This window comes from Amycolatopsis mediterranei, from assembly GCF_026017845.1.
GTDB classification, from domain to species: domain Bacteria; phylum Actinomycetota; class Actinomycetes; order Mycobacteriales; family Pseudonocardiaceae; genus Amycolatopsis; species Amycolatopsis mediterranei.
Map to the genome: position 1 here is coordinate 5351267 of NZ_CP100416.1, position 16039 is coordinate 5367305.

At 74.2% G+C, this 16039-nt stretch carries 7 protein-coding genes; 5 read left to right on the forward strand and 2 right to left on the reverse strand.

What is annotated here, in order from left to right; all coding sequences use genetic code 11:
* Positions 1-76: 76 nt before the first annotated feature.
* Together ISP_RS24030 and ISP_RS24035 are read right to left on the reverse strand one after the other, a co-directional pair.
* Positions 77-694 (reverse strand): helix-turn-helix transcriptional regulator, encoded by a 618-nt coding sequence (locus tag ISP_RS24030; RefSeq protein ID WP_013226441.1) that lies wholly within the window; start codon positions 692-694, stop codon positions 77-79.
* Positions 691-1800, reverse strand: coding sequence for a threonine synthase (locus ISP_RS24035; RefSeq protein WP_013226442.1), 1110 nt, complete (start codon positions 1798-1800; stop codon positions 691-693). The genes ISP_RS24030 and ISP_RS24035 overlap by 4 nt, the downstream gene beginning before the upstream one ends.
* A 737-nt stretch (positions 1801-2537) precedes the next feature.
* Between ISP_RS24035 and ISP_RS24040 the strand changes: the two genes are divergently transcribed.
* Genes ISP_RS24040 through ISP_RS24060 form a run of 5 tightly spaced genes read left to right on the forward strand, consistent with a single transcriptional unit; the run spans position 2538 to position 16000 of the window.
* Complete coding sequence (locus ISP_RS24040; protein ID WP_013226443.1) at positions 2538-9368, forward strand: type I polyketide synthase; 6831 nt, start codon at positions 2538-2540, stop codon at positions 9366-9368.
* Between the two features lie 5 nt (positions 9369-9373).
* Positions 9374-13726 carry a type I polyketide synthase gene (locus ISP_RS24045; protein ID WP_071831474.1) on the forward strand — a complete coding sequence of 1451 codons (4353 nt, stop codon included), beginning with the start codon at positions 9374-9376 and terminating at the stop codon, positions 13724-13726.
* Positions 13723-14028, forward strand: coding sequence for an acyl carrier protein (locus ISP_RS24050; protein WP_013226445.1), 306 nt, complete (start codon positions 13723-13725; stop codon positions 14026-14028). Before ISP_RS24045 ends, ISP_RS24050 begins: the two co-directional genes overlap by 4 nt.
* Positions 14025-14831, forward strand: coding sequence for an alpha/beta fold hydrolase (locus ISP_RS24055; protein ID WP_013226446.1), 807 nt, complete (start codon positions 14025-14027; stop codon positions 14829-14831). The genes ISP_RS24050 and ISP_RS24055 overlap by 4 nt, the downstream gene beginning before the upstream one ends.
* A complete protein-coding gene (locus ISP_RS24060; protein WP_013226447.1) occupies positions 14831-16000 on the forward strand; it encodes a glycosyltransferase in 1170 nt (389 codons plus the stop codon). The genes ISP_RS24055 and ISP_RS24060 overlap by 1 nt, the downstream gene beginning before the upstream one ends.
* Positions 16001-16039 lie beyond the last annotated feature (39 nt).

Genomic DNA, 16039 nt, shown 5'->3' on the forward strand with positions numbered 1-16039 from the left:
TCTGTGACGGGAGTCACTGTACGCCATATCCGTCACAGCGGGTCACCAACCGGGTGACCCTGTCGGTGTACTGAACTCAGCGCAGGTAGTTGTAGACGCTCGCCCGCGAGATCCCGAGCAGGTCGGTCAGGGCCGGCACCGCGTTCTTCAGCTCCAGGAACCCCCGCTCCTTCAGCGACCGCACCAAGTCCTTCTTCGCGCCCGCCGGAAGGCTGCGCGGGGTGTGGCCGCGCTCGGTGGCGTAGTCCTCGACCAGGGCGCGCAGCTCGTCGGCCGTCCGGGCGCGCAGGGATTCGGTGAGCGGGGCCTGCTCGTCGGTGGCGGCCAGGCGGGCCAGGGCGTGGGCCGCCGAGCCGAGGAGGGAGACGTCGAGGTTGAGGCACAGGGCCGCGACGTACTCGCCGCCCGCGTTGCGGATGCCGATCGACGTGCTCTTCGCGGGCCTGCCGTCGGGGAACCGGTTGGGGTAGTTCTGCAGCACGTCCGGGAACGCCGGGTCGGCGATGCGGGCCAGGCCCAGCTCGGTCGCCGGGTCGCCGACCGCGCGGCCGGACAGGCCGCCCTCGATCGCGCGCACCGCGTGGGCCGGGTCGCGCAGGTCGTGCAGCACCACCTCGCACAGACCCGGGAACATCCGGCCGACGGCGTGGGCGATCTTCTCCGCCTCGCGCAGCAGCAGCTCGTCCTCGGTCATCCGATCAGCTCCCTCAGCTTGTCAGCCGCCTTCAGGCCCGAGCCGGTGAGCACGACCACCGTGGTCTCGCCGGGCCGGATGGCACCCCGCGCGCGGAAGACGTCGATCGCCGCCGCGGCGGTCGCGCTGGTCGGCTCCGCGTAGAGGCCGAGGGACGCCAGGCGGCGGGCCGCCGCGGCGATGGCGTCTTCGGTGATCGCCGCGGTGTCCCCGCCCGAGCGCCGGATCGCCGCGACGACTTCGGGCAGCCGCACCGGACGGCGGATCGCCGTCCCCTCGGCGATGGTCGGGGCGAACTCCGGCGGCTCCCGGTCGTGGCAGGCCGCGTCGACGGGGGAGCAGTTCCGCGGCTGGGCGACGAGCAGGCGCGGGCGCCGCGCGATGGACCCGGCGGCCAGCAGCTCCCCGAACCCCAGATCGCAGCCCAGCACGATGCTGCCGGCGCCGGCCGCCGTGACGACGGCGTCCGGCGCGCGGAACCCGAGGTCCTCCCACAGCTCGTAGGCCAGGGTCTTGGTGCCCTGCAGGAAGAACGGGTGCCAGTTGTGGCTGGCGTAGGTGGTGGCCTCCGAGCGGCGGACGGCTTCGGCGGCCGTGTCGTCGCGGGTGCCCGGCACCAGCTCGACGGCCGCGCCGTACGCGCGGGTCTGCAGCACCTTCGCCGGCGACGTCCCCGCCGGAGCGAGGACGGTCGCCGCGATCCCAGCCGCGGCGCTGTAGGCCGCCACCGACGAGCCGCCGTTGCCGGAGCTGTCCTCCAGCAGCTCGCGCACCCCGGCGCCGGCCAGCGCGGAGACCATGACGCTGGTGCCGCGGTCCTTGAAGCTGCCGGTCGGGCTGAACCATTCGAGCTTGAACCGGACCTCGGCGTCGCCCCACACCTGCGGGACGAGCGGGGTGCAGCCTTCCCCGAGCGACACCGGGCGGAGGTCGCCGGGCAGCGCCGCCCGGTAGCGCCAGAGCGAGCGGACGCCGGTGTCGACGTCCTCCGGGCGCAGGCCGGGCCGGGCGGCGACGGTGAGCGGGGCACCGTCGTCACCACGCCAGCGCAGCGGATCACCGGGGTACCGCGCCCCTGACCGCTCGTCGGTGTACCAATACTCCACCGCCACCTCCCTGGCTGGACGAACAGTCCAAGTCTAGACGTACTGTCCAAGGCTACTCCGGAGTACGCGAAATGTCTTCAGCTTCTTCTCAGGAAAAGCTTGTAACGCGGTGGTGGAAAATTTCGATCACGGGGGCTCGGAGGCGTACGGCTGGTGGACGCCCGAATGTCGCCGGGTGGGTCCGGTGGTGGAAGATCGGCCACCGACGTCCCCGTTCGTGGTCTTGTGAGCACCGAGAATCCCCGTTGCGTGGCCGATCCACAATGGACTGCGGGGCTGCTTCGGCTATTCTTCTGGTGGATTCTTTCGCCGTTCCGGAAAAGCGCCGAAAATCACCGAGGCCACCGGCGAAGAGTGCCGTGTTCGGATCGGTGAAGCGAACGTCTTCGTACGTCAGCTTTACCGGCGGGATAAGCGTGCGAGACGGGAAGGGAACTTCGCACCCTACGGTCGACGTGGTCCGGAACGGGCAACGGCTCCGCGTCCACCAGGCGGGATGGCTTGCGCCGTCCGGTGGTGCAAGCCGCGTGGACCACGCCGCGGAACCGGTCCGCCGCCGGCCCGGTTGCCGGATCGGGAACGTGACGGCGACGTTAAATTCTTGCGCCGTCTGCCTGGTCGATCCCGAATTTTCTGAACCTCGGCGATGAAATCGCGGCGGGTTGTTGACGGCACGGAAGGAACCCGCTTAAGTACTCCCGTTACCCTTCACCCTTTCGTGCGTAGCGGGAGTTCCCATGCGTCTCTCGAAAGACGACTCCGTGCCGGCCGAGCTGGTCGTCGCCGTGTCGCCGCTGCGATGGCCGTCGGCGCGCGGGGTCGCCGCCGCGGCGCGCGGGGGCGGGCTCGGCGTGCTCGACCTGACGGCCCGGGTCGCCGCGGCGGCGGACGAGCTCGCGCTGCTGGGGGAATGGGGTGTCCCGGCGTTCGGGGTCCGGCTGGCGCGGCCGGCGGACCTGCCCGATGCCGTGACGACCGTGCTGCTGACCGAAGACGCCGCCTGCACGCCGCGGGACTTCCCGGGCCGGCGGGTGCTGGCCGAAGTCACTTCCCGCGCGGCGGCTGTCCGGGCGGTCGCCGCCGGTGCCGACGGCCTGATCGCCCGCGGGCACGAATGCGGCGGCCGGATCGGGGAACTGTCCACCTTTGTGCTGCTGCAGGCCCTGCTCGATGACGACGGCCTCGGCGTCCCGGTGTGGGCCGCGGGCGGCATCGGACCGCACACCGCCGCGGCCGCCGTCGCGGGTGGCGCGGCCGGCGTCGTCGTCGACACCCAGCTCGCCCTGCTGCCGGAAGCCGAACTGCCCTCGGCCCTGACCACCGCCGTCACCGGCCTCGACGGCTCGGAAACGACCGTCGCCGACGGCGTCCGCGTGCTGGCCCGGCGGGGCACCGAGCCCCTCGAAGCGGGTCAGGACGTCTTCCTCGCCACCCGGTTCCGGGACCGCTGGGGCACCGTGACCGCGGCGGTGCGCGGCCTGGCGGAAGCCGTCGGCGCGGCCCTGCGCGTACCGGACGCGGTGCTGGGCCCCGGCAGCGCGGGCAGCCGGGCGTTCGGCACGGCGCTGCCGGTCGTCCAGGGGCCGATGACCCGGGTCAGCGACCAGCCCGCCTTCGCGGCCGAGGTCGCCGCGGGCGGCGCGCTGCCGTTCATCGCGCTGGCCCTGTCCGGCCCGGAGCAGACCCGCGAAGTGCTGGAACGGACCCGCGCGGCGGTGGGCGACGCACCCTGGGGCGTCGGTGTCCTCGGCTTCGCCGCCGACGACGTCAAGGCCGCGCAGCTGGCGGTCATCCGCGAACTGCGTCCCACGCACGCGATCATCGCCGGCGGCCGCCCCGCCCAGGCCGTGGCCCTGGAAGACGCCGGCATCGCCACGTTCCTGCATGTGCCCTCGCCGGGACTGCTGAAGCAGTTCCTCGAGGCGGGCGCCCGCAAGTTCGTCTTCGAAGGCTCCGAGTGCGGCGGCCACGTCGGCCCGCGGACCAGCTTCCCGTTGTGGGAGGCCCAGCTCGGCGTGCTCGCCGACTTCCTCGCGGCCACCCCGGCCGCGGCCGCGGACCTGCAGCTGCTGTTCGCCGGGGGCATCCACGACGAGCGCTCGGCCGCGATGGTGGCCGCCCTCGCCGCGCCGGTGGCCGCGCGCGGGGCGGCGATCGGGGTGCTGATGGGCACCGCCTACCTCTTCACCCGCGAGGCCGTCGACGCGGGCGCCGTGCTCCCGCTGTTCCAGCGCCGGCTCCTCGAAGCCGACCGGACCGACCTCCTCGAAACCGCGCCGGGTCACGCCACCCGCTGCGTGCGCAGCCCGTTCACCGAGGAGTACGCCGCGATCAAGGCGGACCTCGCCGAGCGCGGCGTGCCGAGCCGCGACGCCTGGGAGCACCTGGAAACCCTCAACGTCGGACGGCTCCGGCTGGCGAGCAAGGGCATCGAACGCGTCGGCGCCGAGCTGCGGGACGTCGCCGAAGACCGTCAGCTGGCCGAAGGCATGTTCATGGCGGGCGAGGTCGCCGTGCTGCGCTCGGCCGTCACCACGATCGCGGATCTGCACCACTCGGTGGGCGAAGGGGCGAATGCGTTCCTGCGCGCGCGGGCCGCCGTGTTCGGCGTCACCGAGGCGGAGCCGCCCGCGCCCGAGCCGCTCGAGATCGCGATCGTCGGCATGGCCTGCATGTTCCCGCAGGCTCCCGACCTGGCCGCGTTCTGGGCGAACGTCCTGGCCGGCGCCGACGCGGTCACCGAAGTGCCCCCGCAGCGTTGGGACACCGCCCTGTACTACGACCCCGACGGCCAAGGCGAGCGGACGCCGTCGCGCTGGGGCGGGTTCCTCCCGGAAATCGGCTTCGACCCGCTGAAGTACGGCATCCCGCCGTCGTCGCTGGCCAGCATCGAGCCCGTGCAGCTGCTGGCACTGGAGGCCGCGCACCGCGCACTGGCCGACGCGGGCTACGCCGACCGCGCGTTCGACCGGACGCGGACGTCGGTCGTCTTCGGCGCCGAAGCCGGCAGCGACCTGTCGAACGCGATGACGCTGCGCTCGGTGCTGCCGTCCTACCTGGGCGCACTGCCGTCCGAACTGGACGAACGGCTGCCGAAGATCACCGAAGACTCCTTCCCGGGCGTGCTCGCCAACGTGATCGCCGGGCGGATCGCCAACCGGCTCGACCTGGGCGGGGCCAACTACACCGTCGACGCCGCGTGCGCGTCCTCGCTGACCGCGGTCGACGTCGCCTGCAAGGAACTGACCGCGGGCACCAGCGACCTCGTCCTCTGCGGCGGTGCCGACCTGCACAACGGCATCAACGACTACCTCCTGTTCGCTTCGGCGCACGCGCTCTCGCCGACCGGGCGGTCGGCGACGTTCGACAGCGCGGCCGACGGCATCGCGCTCGGCGAGGGCGTCGCGTGCATCGCCCTGAAGCGCCTCGCCGACGCCGAACGCGACGGCGACCGGGTGTACGCCGTGATCAAGGGGGTCGGCGCGGCTTCCGACGGCCGCGCGCTCGGCCTGACCGCGCCCCGGCCCGAGGGCCAGCACACCGCGCTGACCCGCGCCTACCGCAACGCCGGCGTCTCGCCCGCGCGCGTCGGGCTCGTCGAGGCGCACGGCACCGGCACCGTCGTCGGGGACCGGACCGAGCTCGGCACGCTGACGAAGGTGTTCACCGAGGCCGGCGCCGCGCCGGGCGGGTGCACGATCGGCTCGGTGAAGTCGCAGATCGGGCACACCAAGTGCGCCGCGGGCCTGGCCGGGCTGATCAAGGCCGCACTGGCGGTGCACACCGGCGTCAAACCGCCGACGCTGCACCTGACGTCGCCGAACCCGGCGTGGGACCCTTCGACGAGCCCCTTCGTCTTCCAGTCGGCGGCGCAGCCGTGGACCGCGCCGCCGGCCGAGCGGCTCGCCGGGGTAAGCGCCTTCGGCTTCGGCGGCACCAACTTCCACGTCGTGCTCGGCGCGCACGACAGCGTGCCACCCGCGCAGGCCGCGGACGAGTGGCCCGCCGAGCTGTTCACCTTCACGACGGAGTCGGCGGCGCGGGAGCTGCTGGCCATGGCTTCGGAAGTCTCGTCGCCGTGGCGGCTGCGGGACTTGGCGCTGGCGGCGGCCCAGCGGGCGCAAGGACGTCCGGCACGGCTCGCCGTCGTCGCGTCCACTGTGGATGAACTGACCGGGCTGCTGCGGGAGGCACTGGCCGGCCACGACGCACGCGGTGTGTTCCGCGCGGACGACGCCGTGGCGGGCGAGGTCGCGGTGCTGTTCCCCGGGCAGGGCAGCCAGCAGCCGGGCATGTTCGCCGAGCTGTTCGTCACCTTCCCCGAGCTGCAGCGGTACCTGCGGCTCGACCCGGCAACGGCCGAGGTCGTCTTCGGCCCGGCGGTGTTCGGGGAGACGGCGCGGCGGGACGCCGTCGAGCGGGTCACCGATACGCGCGTCGCCCAGCCCGCGCTCGGGCTGGCCGGGCTGGCCGCGTTCCGCCTGCTGAGCCGCGCCGGCGTGCGGCCCGCGATGCTGGGCGGCCACAGCTACGGCGAGCTGACAGCGCTGGCCGCGGCGGGCGCCCTTACGCCGGAAGCCCTGCTGCACGCCAGCCACGCCCGGGCCGGCGCGATCGTCGACGCGGTGCCGGCGGACGACCCGGGCGCGATGGCGGCGGTCTCGGCGGGGGCCGCGGAAACCGGGAAGGTCCTCGCCGACGCGGGACTCGATGCCGTCGTCCTGGCCAACCACAACTCGCCCAAGCAGACGGTGATCTCCGGGCCCACCGCCGACGTCGAAGCCGCCGTCGGGCACCTGCGGGCCGCCGGGCTCGGCGCGAAGCGGATCCAGGTCGCGTGTGCGTTCCACAGCTCGCTGGTGGCGCCGGCGGGGGAGGCGTTCGGCCGGGCCCTGGACGCGATCGGCGTCGTGCGGCCCGCGGTCCCGGTGTACGGCAACCGGACGGCCGGGCCGTACCCGGCGGACCCGGACGCGATCCGCGGCGAGCTGGCCGCCCAGCTGGGTGCGCCGGTCCGGTTCGTGGAGCAGGTCGAGGCGATGTACGCGGCCGGGGCGCGGGTGTTCGTCGAGGCCGGGCCCGGGGCCGTGCTGGCCAAGCAGGTCGCCGCCATCCTCGGCGACCGGCCGCACCGGACGGTCGGCTTCGAACAGCCGGGCCGCCGCGGCCTGCCGGGCTTCCTCGGCGCGCTGGCGCAGCTGGCGGTGGCCGGGGTGACCATCGAGACGGGCTGGCTGTTCCGCGGCCGCGACGCGGTCGACGCGTTCGCCGCACCCCGTCCGAAGCGTCCCGGGTGGACGGTCGACGGCCACCTGCTCCGCACGGCGGACGGCACGATCCCGGCCGGCGCCCTCCGCCCGGCGGAGCGGGTCTCGTTCGGGGTGACGGCCGCGGCCCCGCAGGCGGCGACGTCGGAGGCGATGGTCGCGGACTTCCTGCGCACGAGCCGCGAGATGATCGCCGCCCAGCGTGACGTGCTCCTGGGCTTCCTCGGCACCGAAGCTCCCCTGCCGGTTTCGGCCCCGATCCCGGTGCCGGTCATCGAGCCGCCCGTGGTCGTTCCGGTCGCGGCGCCCAGGACGGCCTCGGTGCTGGAGACGGTGGTCGAGGTGATCGGGGCGCGGACGGGGTATCCGGTGGAGATGATCGAGCCGGACCTCGATCTGGAAGCCGACCTGAGCGTGGATTCGATCAAGCGGGCCGAAATCGCCGGCGAGCTGGCGTCCCGGCTGGGGCTCGCCGGTGGAGACGTGGAGGAGTTCGCGAAAGCCCGCACGGCCGCGGCGATCGCCGAGCTGATCGGTGACGAACGTCCCGCTGCGGAGCCGGAAGCGGCCTCGGTGCTGGCGACCGTCGTGGCGGTGATCGGCGAGCGGACCGGGTATCCGGTGGAGATGATCGAGCCGGACCTCGATCTGGAAGCCGACCTGAGCGTCGACTCGATCAAGCGGGCCGAGATCGCCGGGGAACTGGCCACCCGCCTGAACCTCGACACGGGCGGCGACGTCGAGGAGCTGGCCAAAGCCCGGACGGCCGCGGCGATCGCGGAGCTCATCGACGGCGAGCGCCCCAATGTGGCCTTGGTTGCGTTGGACGCACCGAAGGCCACATTGGGTGCGTTGAGCGCACCCAAGGCCACATTGGGGCGCTTGGAGCCCGCCGAGCCCGCGCCGCTCATCGTTGCGCCGAAACGCCTGGTGATGGCCGAAATCGACCTCCCTGCCGCCGAAGCCCCCGATGTCACCGGGCGGAAGTTCCTGCTTCTGGGCCGCGGCCCGCTCGCCGAGGCCGTCCGGGCGCACCTCACCGGGCTCGGCGCGTCCGCCGAGATCGCCGACGAGGTCCGTCCCGGGTTCGACGGGATCCTTCGCCTGCCGGGCGACGGACCGGTGCTGCCCGCCGCCTTCCCGCAGTACCAGGCCGCTCTCGCGAGGAAGCCCGCCTGGCTGCTGACCGCCGGACCCGGCGAGGGCCTGCGCGGCTTCCACCGCAGCCTCGCCCGCGAATACCCGGACACCCTCACCCGCGTGGTCGAGCTGTTCCCGGCCGAAACGCCCGAGGTCCAGGCGGCCGCGCTGGTCGAAGAACTGTCCACAACAGACCGCGAACCGGTCGTCGTCCGCGAAGGCCCGCACCGCAGAGGCTTCCGGATGGCCGAGCAGGACCTCGGCCCGCTCGGCAGCAGCGGTGCAGGCCCCGCAGGCGACGGCGCCGCCGAAGCCGCCGCGATCGGGCTGGACCGCGACTCGGTGGTCCTGCTCGTCGGGGGCGCCAAGGGCATCACCGCCCGGTTCGCCGCGACCCTCGCCGGCGCCGCCCGCTGCCGGATCGAACTGCTCGGGCGGACGCCGGTCCCGGCGGCGGAAGACGAACACCCCCAAGCCATGACCACCGAGGACCTCCGCGCCGCGCTCATCAGCGCCGGGCTGAAGCGCCCCGCCGAAATCGAACGGACGGTCCGCCGGATCCGGAGCGAACGCGAAGTCCGGCAGACCCTGGCCCGCCTCGAAGCCCTCGGCAGCCCGGTGCGCTACCAGTCGGTCGACATGCTCGACGCCGAAGCCGTGCACCGCGCGGTCAAGGAGATCCACGCCGAGCACGGCCGCCTCGACGGCATCGTCTACGCGGCCGGCGTGATCGAGGACAAGCTCGTCGCCGAGAAGACGCCGGAGTCGTTCGAGCGCGTGTACGGCACCAAGGTCGACGGGGCCCGCACCCTCCTGGAGGCGACCGCCGACCTGCCCGACGAGCCGGCGTTCGTGGTCCTGTTCGGCAGCATCGCCGCCACCCTCGGCAACCGCGGCCAGACCGACTACGCCGCCGCCAACGACGCCCTCGAGGCGCTGGGCCGGCGGTGGCCCGCCGGGCGCGCGGTGACCGTCCACTGGGGACCGTGGGCGCCGACCGGCGAGCACGACGGCATGGTGACGCCCGAGCTGATGCGCGACTACGCCCGCCGCGGCATCGCGCTGATCGACCCGGAGGAGGGCAGCCTCGGCCTGCTGCGCGAGCTGGCGTGGGGCCGCGCCGACACCGGCGCCGTCGTCCACACCGCGTCCGGGTGGTGACCGACATGCGTGTTGCCGGCCGTGTTGCCATCGTCGGGATGTCGGTGCTGCTGCCCGGCGCCCCCGACCTGGCGAGCTACTGGCGCAACCTGGCCGGCGGCGTCGACGCGATCACCGAGGTGCCGCCCGGGAAGTGGGACCTCGCGCACTACGCGCCGGACGAGCAGCGCCGGGCGGACCGGCTCTACTGCCGGCGCGGCGGGTTCGTCGACGAACTGGCCGAAGTGGACGTCACCGGCTTCGGGATCATGCCGAACTCCGTGCCCGCCACCGAGCCCGACCAGCTGATCGCCCTGCGCGTCGCGGCGCAGGCCGTGGCGGACGCGGGCGGCCCGGACCGCCTGCCCGCCGACCGCGCGAAGGTCGGTGTCGTCCTCGGCCGCGGCGGCTATCTGACCCCCGGGCTGGTCCGTCTCGACCAGCGCGTCCGCACCGCGAGCCAGCTCGTCCGCACCCTCGGCGAGCTGCTGCCGGACCTGGACGCGGACCGGCTCGACGCCGTCCGGCAGGCCTTCACCGACCAGCTCGGCCCGGAGGCGCCCGAGTCGGCGATCGGGCTGGTGCCGAACCTGGCCGCGTCGCGGCTGGCCAACCGCCTCGACCTGCGCGGCCCGGCGTACACGGTGGACGCCGCGTGCGCGTCCTCGCTGATCGCCGTCGACCACGCCGTGCGGGAGCTCGCCACCGGCCGGTGCGACGTCGTGCTCGCCGGCGGCGTGCACCACTGCCACGACATCACCTTCTGGAGCGTGTTCACCCAGCTCGGCGCGCTGTCGCCCTCCGAGCGGATCCGGCCGTTCCACCGCGACGCCGACGGCGTGCTGATCGGCGAAGGCACCGGCGTCGTCGTCCTCAAGCGCCTCGCCGACGCCCAGCGCGACGGCGACCGCGTCTACGCCGTGATCACCGGCACCGGCGTCGCCTCCGACGGGCGGACCGCGAGCCTGGCCAGCCCCGACTCCGGCGGTCAGGTCCGGGCCGTCCGGCAGGCGTGGGCCGCAGCCGGCCTCGACCCGGCCGCCCCCGACTCGATCGGCTTGCTGGAGGCCCACGGCACCGCCACCCCGGCGGGTGACGCGGCGGAACTCGCCACGCTCGCGGAGGTGTTCGGAAGCGCGGGCTCGGCCGTGCTGGGCTCGGTCAAGTCGATGATCGGCCACACGATGCCCGCGGCCGGAATCGCCGGGCTCGTCAAGGTCGCCTTGGCGATCCACCACGGCGTCCTGCTGCCCACCCTGCACTGCGACGACCCGCACCCGGCGCTGGCCCGCACCCGGTTCTCCACTTTGGACGCCGCCGAGCCGTGGGACGCGCCGGTGCGCCGGGCCGGAGTCAACGCGTTCGGCTTCGGCGGGATCAACGCCCACGTCGTCCTGGAACAGGCGCCGGGCCGCGCGAAGCCGGTCGTGGTGCGCGAACCCGAACGCGTGCTGCGGCTCGCCGCACCCACCCTCGACGCGCTGCGCGAGGCGTTCGACCGGCCGGGTCTGCCGGAGACCGGCGACGGGCCGGTCCGGCTCGGCATCGTGGACCCGACGGAGAAGCGGCTCGCCCTGGCCAGGAAGGTCCTGACGCGGGGCCGGCCCTGGCGCGGCCGCAACGACGTGTGGTTCGCCGACCGCCCCCTGCTCGGCCCGGGCGGCGGCAAGATCGCGTTCCTCTTCCCGGGCTTGGAATCGGAACTCACGCTCAATTGCGGCGACGTCGCCCGCCACTTCGGCCTGCACTGGAAGCACGCCGACGTCGAGGTCGGCGACGTCGGACGGCAGGGTGCCGCGGTGTTCGAGCTGGGCCGGCTGCTGCACGCGGCGCTCGGCAGGCTCGGCGTCACGCCGGACGCCGTCGCCGGGCACAGCCTGGGCGAGTGGACGGCGATGGCGGTGGCGGGCGTGCACGCCGAAGACGAGGTCGACGCTTTCCTCGCCGGGTTCGACCCGGACGCGCTCGTCGTCCCCGGGCTCGCCTTCGCCGCGATCGGCGCGCCCGCGCCACGCGTGCTGGAGGAGCTGGCCGGGCGCGCGGACGTCGTCCTCTCCCACGACAACTCCCCGAACCAGGCGATGATCTGCGGCCCGGAAGCGGAGGTCGGCGCGCTCGTGCAGCGGTTCCGGGACGCGGGGGTCGTGGCGCAGGTGCTGCCGTTCCGGTCCGGCTTCCACACCCCGATGCTGCGGCCCTACCTGGACCCGATCCGCGACGCGGCCGAGCGCTTCACGCTGCACCCGCCGGCCCTGCCGCTCTGGTCGGCGACCACGGTGTCGGAATACCCGGCGGCCGAGGCCGAGGTCCGCGAGCTGTTCGTGCGCCACCTGCTGCAGCCGGTCCGGTTCCGCCCGCTCGTGAAAGCGCTGCACGCCGCCGGGTTCCGCGCGTTCGTCCAGGTCGGGGCCGGGCAGCTCGGCTCCCTGGTCGGGGACACGCTGCACGGCGAGGAGCACCTCGTCGTGGCGGCGCACTCGGCGCAGCGCCCCGGCCTCGCGCAGCTGCGCCGGGTCGCGACCGCGCTGTGGGCCGACGGCTTCGACGGCCCGCTTTCGGGGGTTCCGGGTGGCGGAGCCCCCGGCCCGGGGCGGAGCCCCGGTTGTCACACCGCCTTCGCCCGCCTGCTGGGCGAGCGCCCGGCCGTCCCCAAGGCGGTCAAGCTCGACCTCGGCGGCCGGCTGATCTCCCTCGACGAACAGGTCCGGGCCCGGATCGCGCTGCCCGCCGTCCGCCGGGCCGGAGTGGACGACCTGGCCGCGAAGGGCCCGCTCGCCGCGGAGTTCGCCGCCCTGCTGGCCGACACCGCCGAGCTGGCGTCGACGGTGCTCGCCGGACCGGCCCGCCGCCTTCCGGCGCCGCAAAGCCTGGACACCACGCTCACGGTGTCGCTGGAGGCGATGCCGTACCTGCTCGACCACTGCTTCTTCAAACAGCCGCCGCAGGCCGATCCGGGCGACCGCTGGCCGGTGGTCCCGGCCACCACGGTGATCGACCACCTGATGCGGTTCGCCGAGCAGGCCGCGCCCGGCCGCCGCGCGGTCGCCGTGCACGACGTCCGGCTCAGCCAGTGGATCACCGCGGTCCCGGCGGTCACCGTGCCGGTGCGCGTCCGGCCACAAGGCCCCGATCGCGTGCACGCGGCCATCGCCGGCTACTCGCAGGCCGTCGTGGAACTCGCGCCGGAACACCCGGCCGGCGCGCCGGCACCGTGGCGGTTCCCGGCGTCGGCCGAACAGGTCCCCGAGACCACGGCGGCGCAGCTCTACGACGAGCGCTGGATGTTCCACGGTCCGCGGTTCCAGGGCGTCACGGAGCTGACCGCCGTCGGCGAACGGCACGTCCGGGCCGTGCTGACGACGCCGGCCGCGCCCGGCGCGCTGCTCGACAACGTCGGCCAGGTGCTCGGCTACTGGATCATGTCCCGGCTGCCCGAGCGAACCACCGTCTTTCCGGTCGCCATGCGGGAAATCCGCTTCCACGGCCCGCACCCGGCCCCGGGCGAGCGCCTGGAGTGCCTGGTCCGGATCACCGGGCTGACGGAGGAGTTCCTCGAAGCGGACATGCAGCTCGTCCACCGCGGCGAGGTCTGGGCCGAGTTCACCGGCTGGCGCGACCGGCGGTTCGACAGCACCCCGCACATCCGCCAGGCCGACCGCACGCCCGAGCGCTCGACGCTGTCGCACGAGCAGCCGGGCGGCTGGGCGCTGGTGCACGAGCAGTGGCCGGACCTGGCCACCCGCGAGCTGATCATGCGCAACTACCTCGCCGGTCCCGAGCGCGACGCCTACGAACGCCGTCCCCCGCGCGGGCGGCGCCAGTGGCTGCTCGGCCGGATCGCGGCCAAGGACGCGGTCCGCCAGTTCCTCTGGGCCCGCGGCGAACCCGAGATGTTCCCCGCCGAACTCCGCATCGGCAACGACGAGGCTGGCCGGCCGTTCGCGACCGGCGCCTACGGCCGGGAGCTGCCGCCGGTGACGGTTTCCGTGGCGCACCGCGCCGAAGCCGGGGTGGCGATCGCCCGCCACGGGCACTGCGGCATCGACGTCGAAGAGGTCGTACCGCGCGCGGAGTCCACTGTGGAGGCCGCGCTCGGGCCGAGCGAGCTGGCGCTGTTCGCGAGCCTGCCCGGCGACCCGGAGCAGTGGTTCGCCCGGTTCTGGACGGCCAAGGAGGCCGTGGCGAAGCTGCGCGGCACCGGCCTGCGCGGCGAACCCCGGGATTTCGAGGTCGTCGCGGCGGCCCCGGAAGAGCTGACCGTCCGCGTCGCGGGCGGCGAGTACCGCGTGTGCTGCGCCGACATCGAGAACCCCCCTGGTGCGCCGCCGCGCCGCTACGTCGTCGCCTGGACCGAAGAGACGAAGGAGAGTGCCGGATGAGCATCGAGACCACGACCGCGAACGAGGTGACCGTGCTCGCCCAGCTCGGCGGGATGCTGCGGGAACTGCTCGAGGAGTACGGCCTCGACGACACCGAGATCACCATGGACACGACGTTCCACGACGACCTCGAACTGGAGAGCGTCGACCTGGTGGCGCTGTCCGGGCAGCTGCGCGAGCACTACGGCGACCGCGTCAACTTCGCGACCTTCATCGCCGAGCGCGACCTGGAGGAGATCATCGCGCTGACGGTCGGCGAGCTCGTGCGGTACATCGTCGCCTCCCTGCGGGCGACCGCGTGAGCCGCATCCGCGCGGGCGAGCTGGACGTGCACGTCCAGCGGCTCACCCCGGACGTGCCGCTGGACGGGGACGCACCGATCGTGGTCTGTGTCCACGGCCTGCTCACCGACAGCCTGGCCAGCTACTACTTCACGCTCGGCCCGGCCTTCGCCGCACGCGGGCTCGACGTGCTGATGTACGACCTGCGCGGGCACGGCCGCACGACGCGCCCGCCGTCCGGCTACCACCTGGAGCGGTTCGTCGACGACCTCGTCGCGGTCCTCGACGCGTGTGACGTCACCCGTCCGGTGCACGTCGTCGGCAACTCCTTCGGCGCTTCGGTGGCGTTCGGGCTGGCCGCCGCGCGGCCCGACCGGGTGGCCAGCGTGGTCGTGCTCGAGGGCGAGCCTCCGACCGAGGAGTGGACCCGGCACATGGCCGACGGGCTCGCCGACGCCAAGACCCGGCTGGCGATCGACGAGGTGATCGGCTGGATCGCCGACAACCACGGCGCGCACACCGCACGGCTGTCCAAAGCCGCGAACAAGATCCTGCAGACCACCACGATCGCCGAGGACATCCCGCGCAGCGCGACGATCGCGGCGGACCTGTCGGCGGTGCGCTGCCCGGTGTTCGCCATCTTCGGCGGCGACTCCGGGCTGTCGGCGCAGGTACCGCACTTCGAGACGCACCTGGAGCGCTGCCGCTGCGTCGTGCTGCCCGATCAGGGGCACTCGGTGCTGGTCGAGCGGACCGCGGAGGTCACCGAGCTGATCTTCGGGTGGGTCCGCGACACCGCACGTACACGCGTCCGGGTGCGGTAGTGGCCCGGTTCCTTTTCGTCGTTCCGCCCCTGGTGGGGCACGTCAACCCGGCCGCCGGCGTGGCGGCCGAGCTCACCGCGCGCGGCCACGAGGTCGCCTGGGCGGGCCACGACGAACTGCTGTGGCGGCTGGCCGGCCCCGAGGCACTCGTGTTCTCGTGCGCCGTGCCGGGGGACCTGCCCGAGCGCCCGGCCGGGCTGAAAGGCCCGGCGGCCCTGCGCTTCCTCTGGCAGGACTTCCTCGTTCCCCTGGCCGACGCGATGGCCCCCGGCGTGGCCGCGGCCCTCGACGCCTTCGAACCGCACGTCGTGGTCGCCGACCAGCAGGCACTGGCCGGTGGCCTGCTTGCCGAAGCCGCCGGCCTGCCGTGGGTCACCTCGGCGACGACGTCGGCCGAACTCGTCGACCCCCTGGCCGGGATGCCGAAGGTCGGGGAGTGGGTCGGCTCGCTGCTCGACGAGCTGCGCGTGCGGATCGCCGGCGGCCGGGGTGCGGCGGACCCGCGGTTCTCACCCCACGGCGTGCTGGCCTTCACCACCCGCGAACTGCTCGGCCCGGCGGCCCTGCCGCCCTCGGTCCGGCTCGTCGGGCCCGCCCTCGGCGCGCGGCCGTCCACGACGGACTTCCCGTGGGAGTGGCTCGACCCGCTCCGGCCGACGGTGCTGGTCTCCCTCGGCACGGCGAACACCGCCGCGGGCGCCGGCTTCCTGACGGCGACAGCGGCGGCCTTCGCCGGATCGCCCGCGCGGGCGGTGATCGCCGACCCGGGCGGCGTGCTCGGCGAGGTCCCGCCGAACGTCCTGGTGCGGCCGCAGGTCCCGCAGCTGCCGTTGCTGTCGCGGGTCGACGCGGTGCTGTGCCACGCGGGTCACAACACGGTCTGCGAAACGCTGTGGCACGGCCTGCCGCTGGTGGTCGCCCCGATCCGGGACGACCAGCCGATCGTCGCGGCCCAGGTGGTCGCGGCGGGCGCGGGGATCCGCCTGCGGTTCGGCCGCGCGGACGCACCCCGCATCGCGGCGGCGGTCGAGGAGGTCCTGACGGAACCGGCGTACCGGCGTGCGGCCGAGACGGTGGCGGCCTCGTTCCACGCGGCGGGCGGCAGCCCGGCGGCCGCGGGGCACCTGGAACAGCTGGCGTTGGAGGGCTTGGCGCACCTGCGGGCCTGACCGCCGGACCTACCGTGCAGGCGTCCGCGCAGAACGCCC

Excerpts from the sequence above, each read along its gene's own strand:
- ISP_RS24030 (WP_013226441.1), bottom strand. The coding sequence starts at position 694 with ATGACCGAGGACGAGCTGCTGCTGCGCGAGGCGGAGAAGATCGCCCAC.
- ISP_RS24040 (WP_013226443.1), top strand. The coding sequence starts at position 2,538 with ATGCGTCTCTCGAAAGACGACTCCGTGCCGGCCGAGCTGGTCGTCGCC.
- ISP_RS24045 (WP_071831474.1), top strand. The coding sequence starts at position 9,374 with ATGCGTGTTGCCGGCCGTGTTGCCATCGTCGGGATGTCGGTGCTGCTG.
- ISP_RS24050 (WP_013226445.1), top strand. The coding sequence starts at position 13,723 with ATGAGCATCGAGACCACGACCGCGAACGAGGTGACCGTGCTCGCCCAG.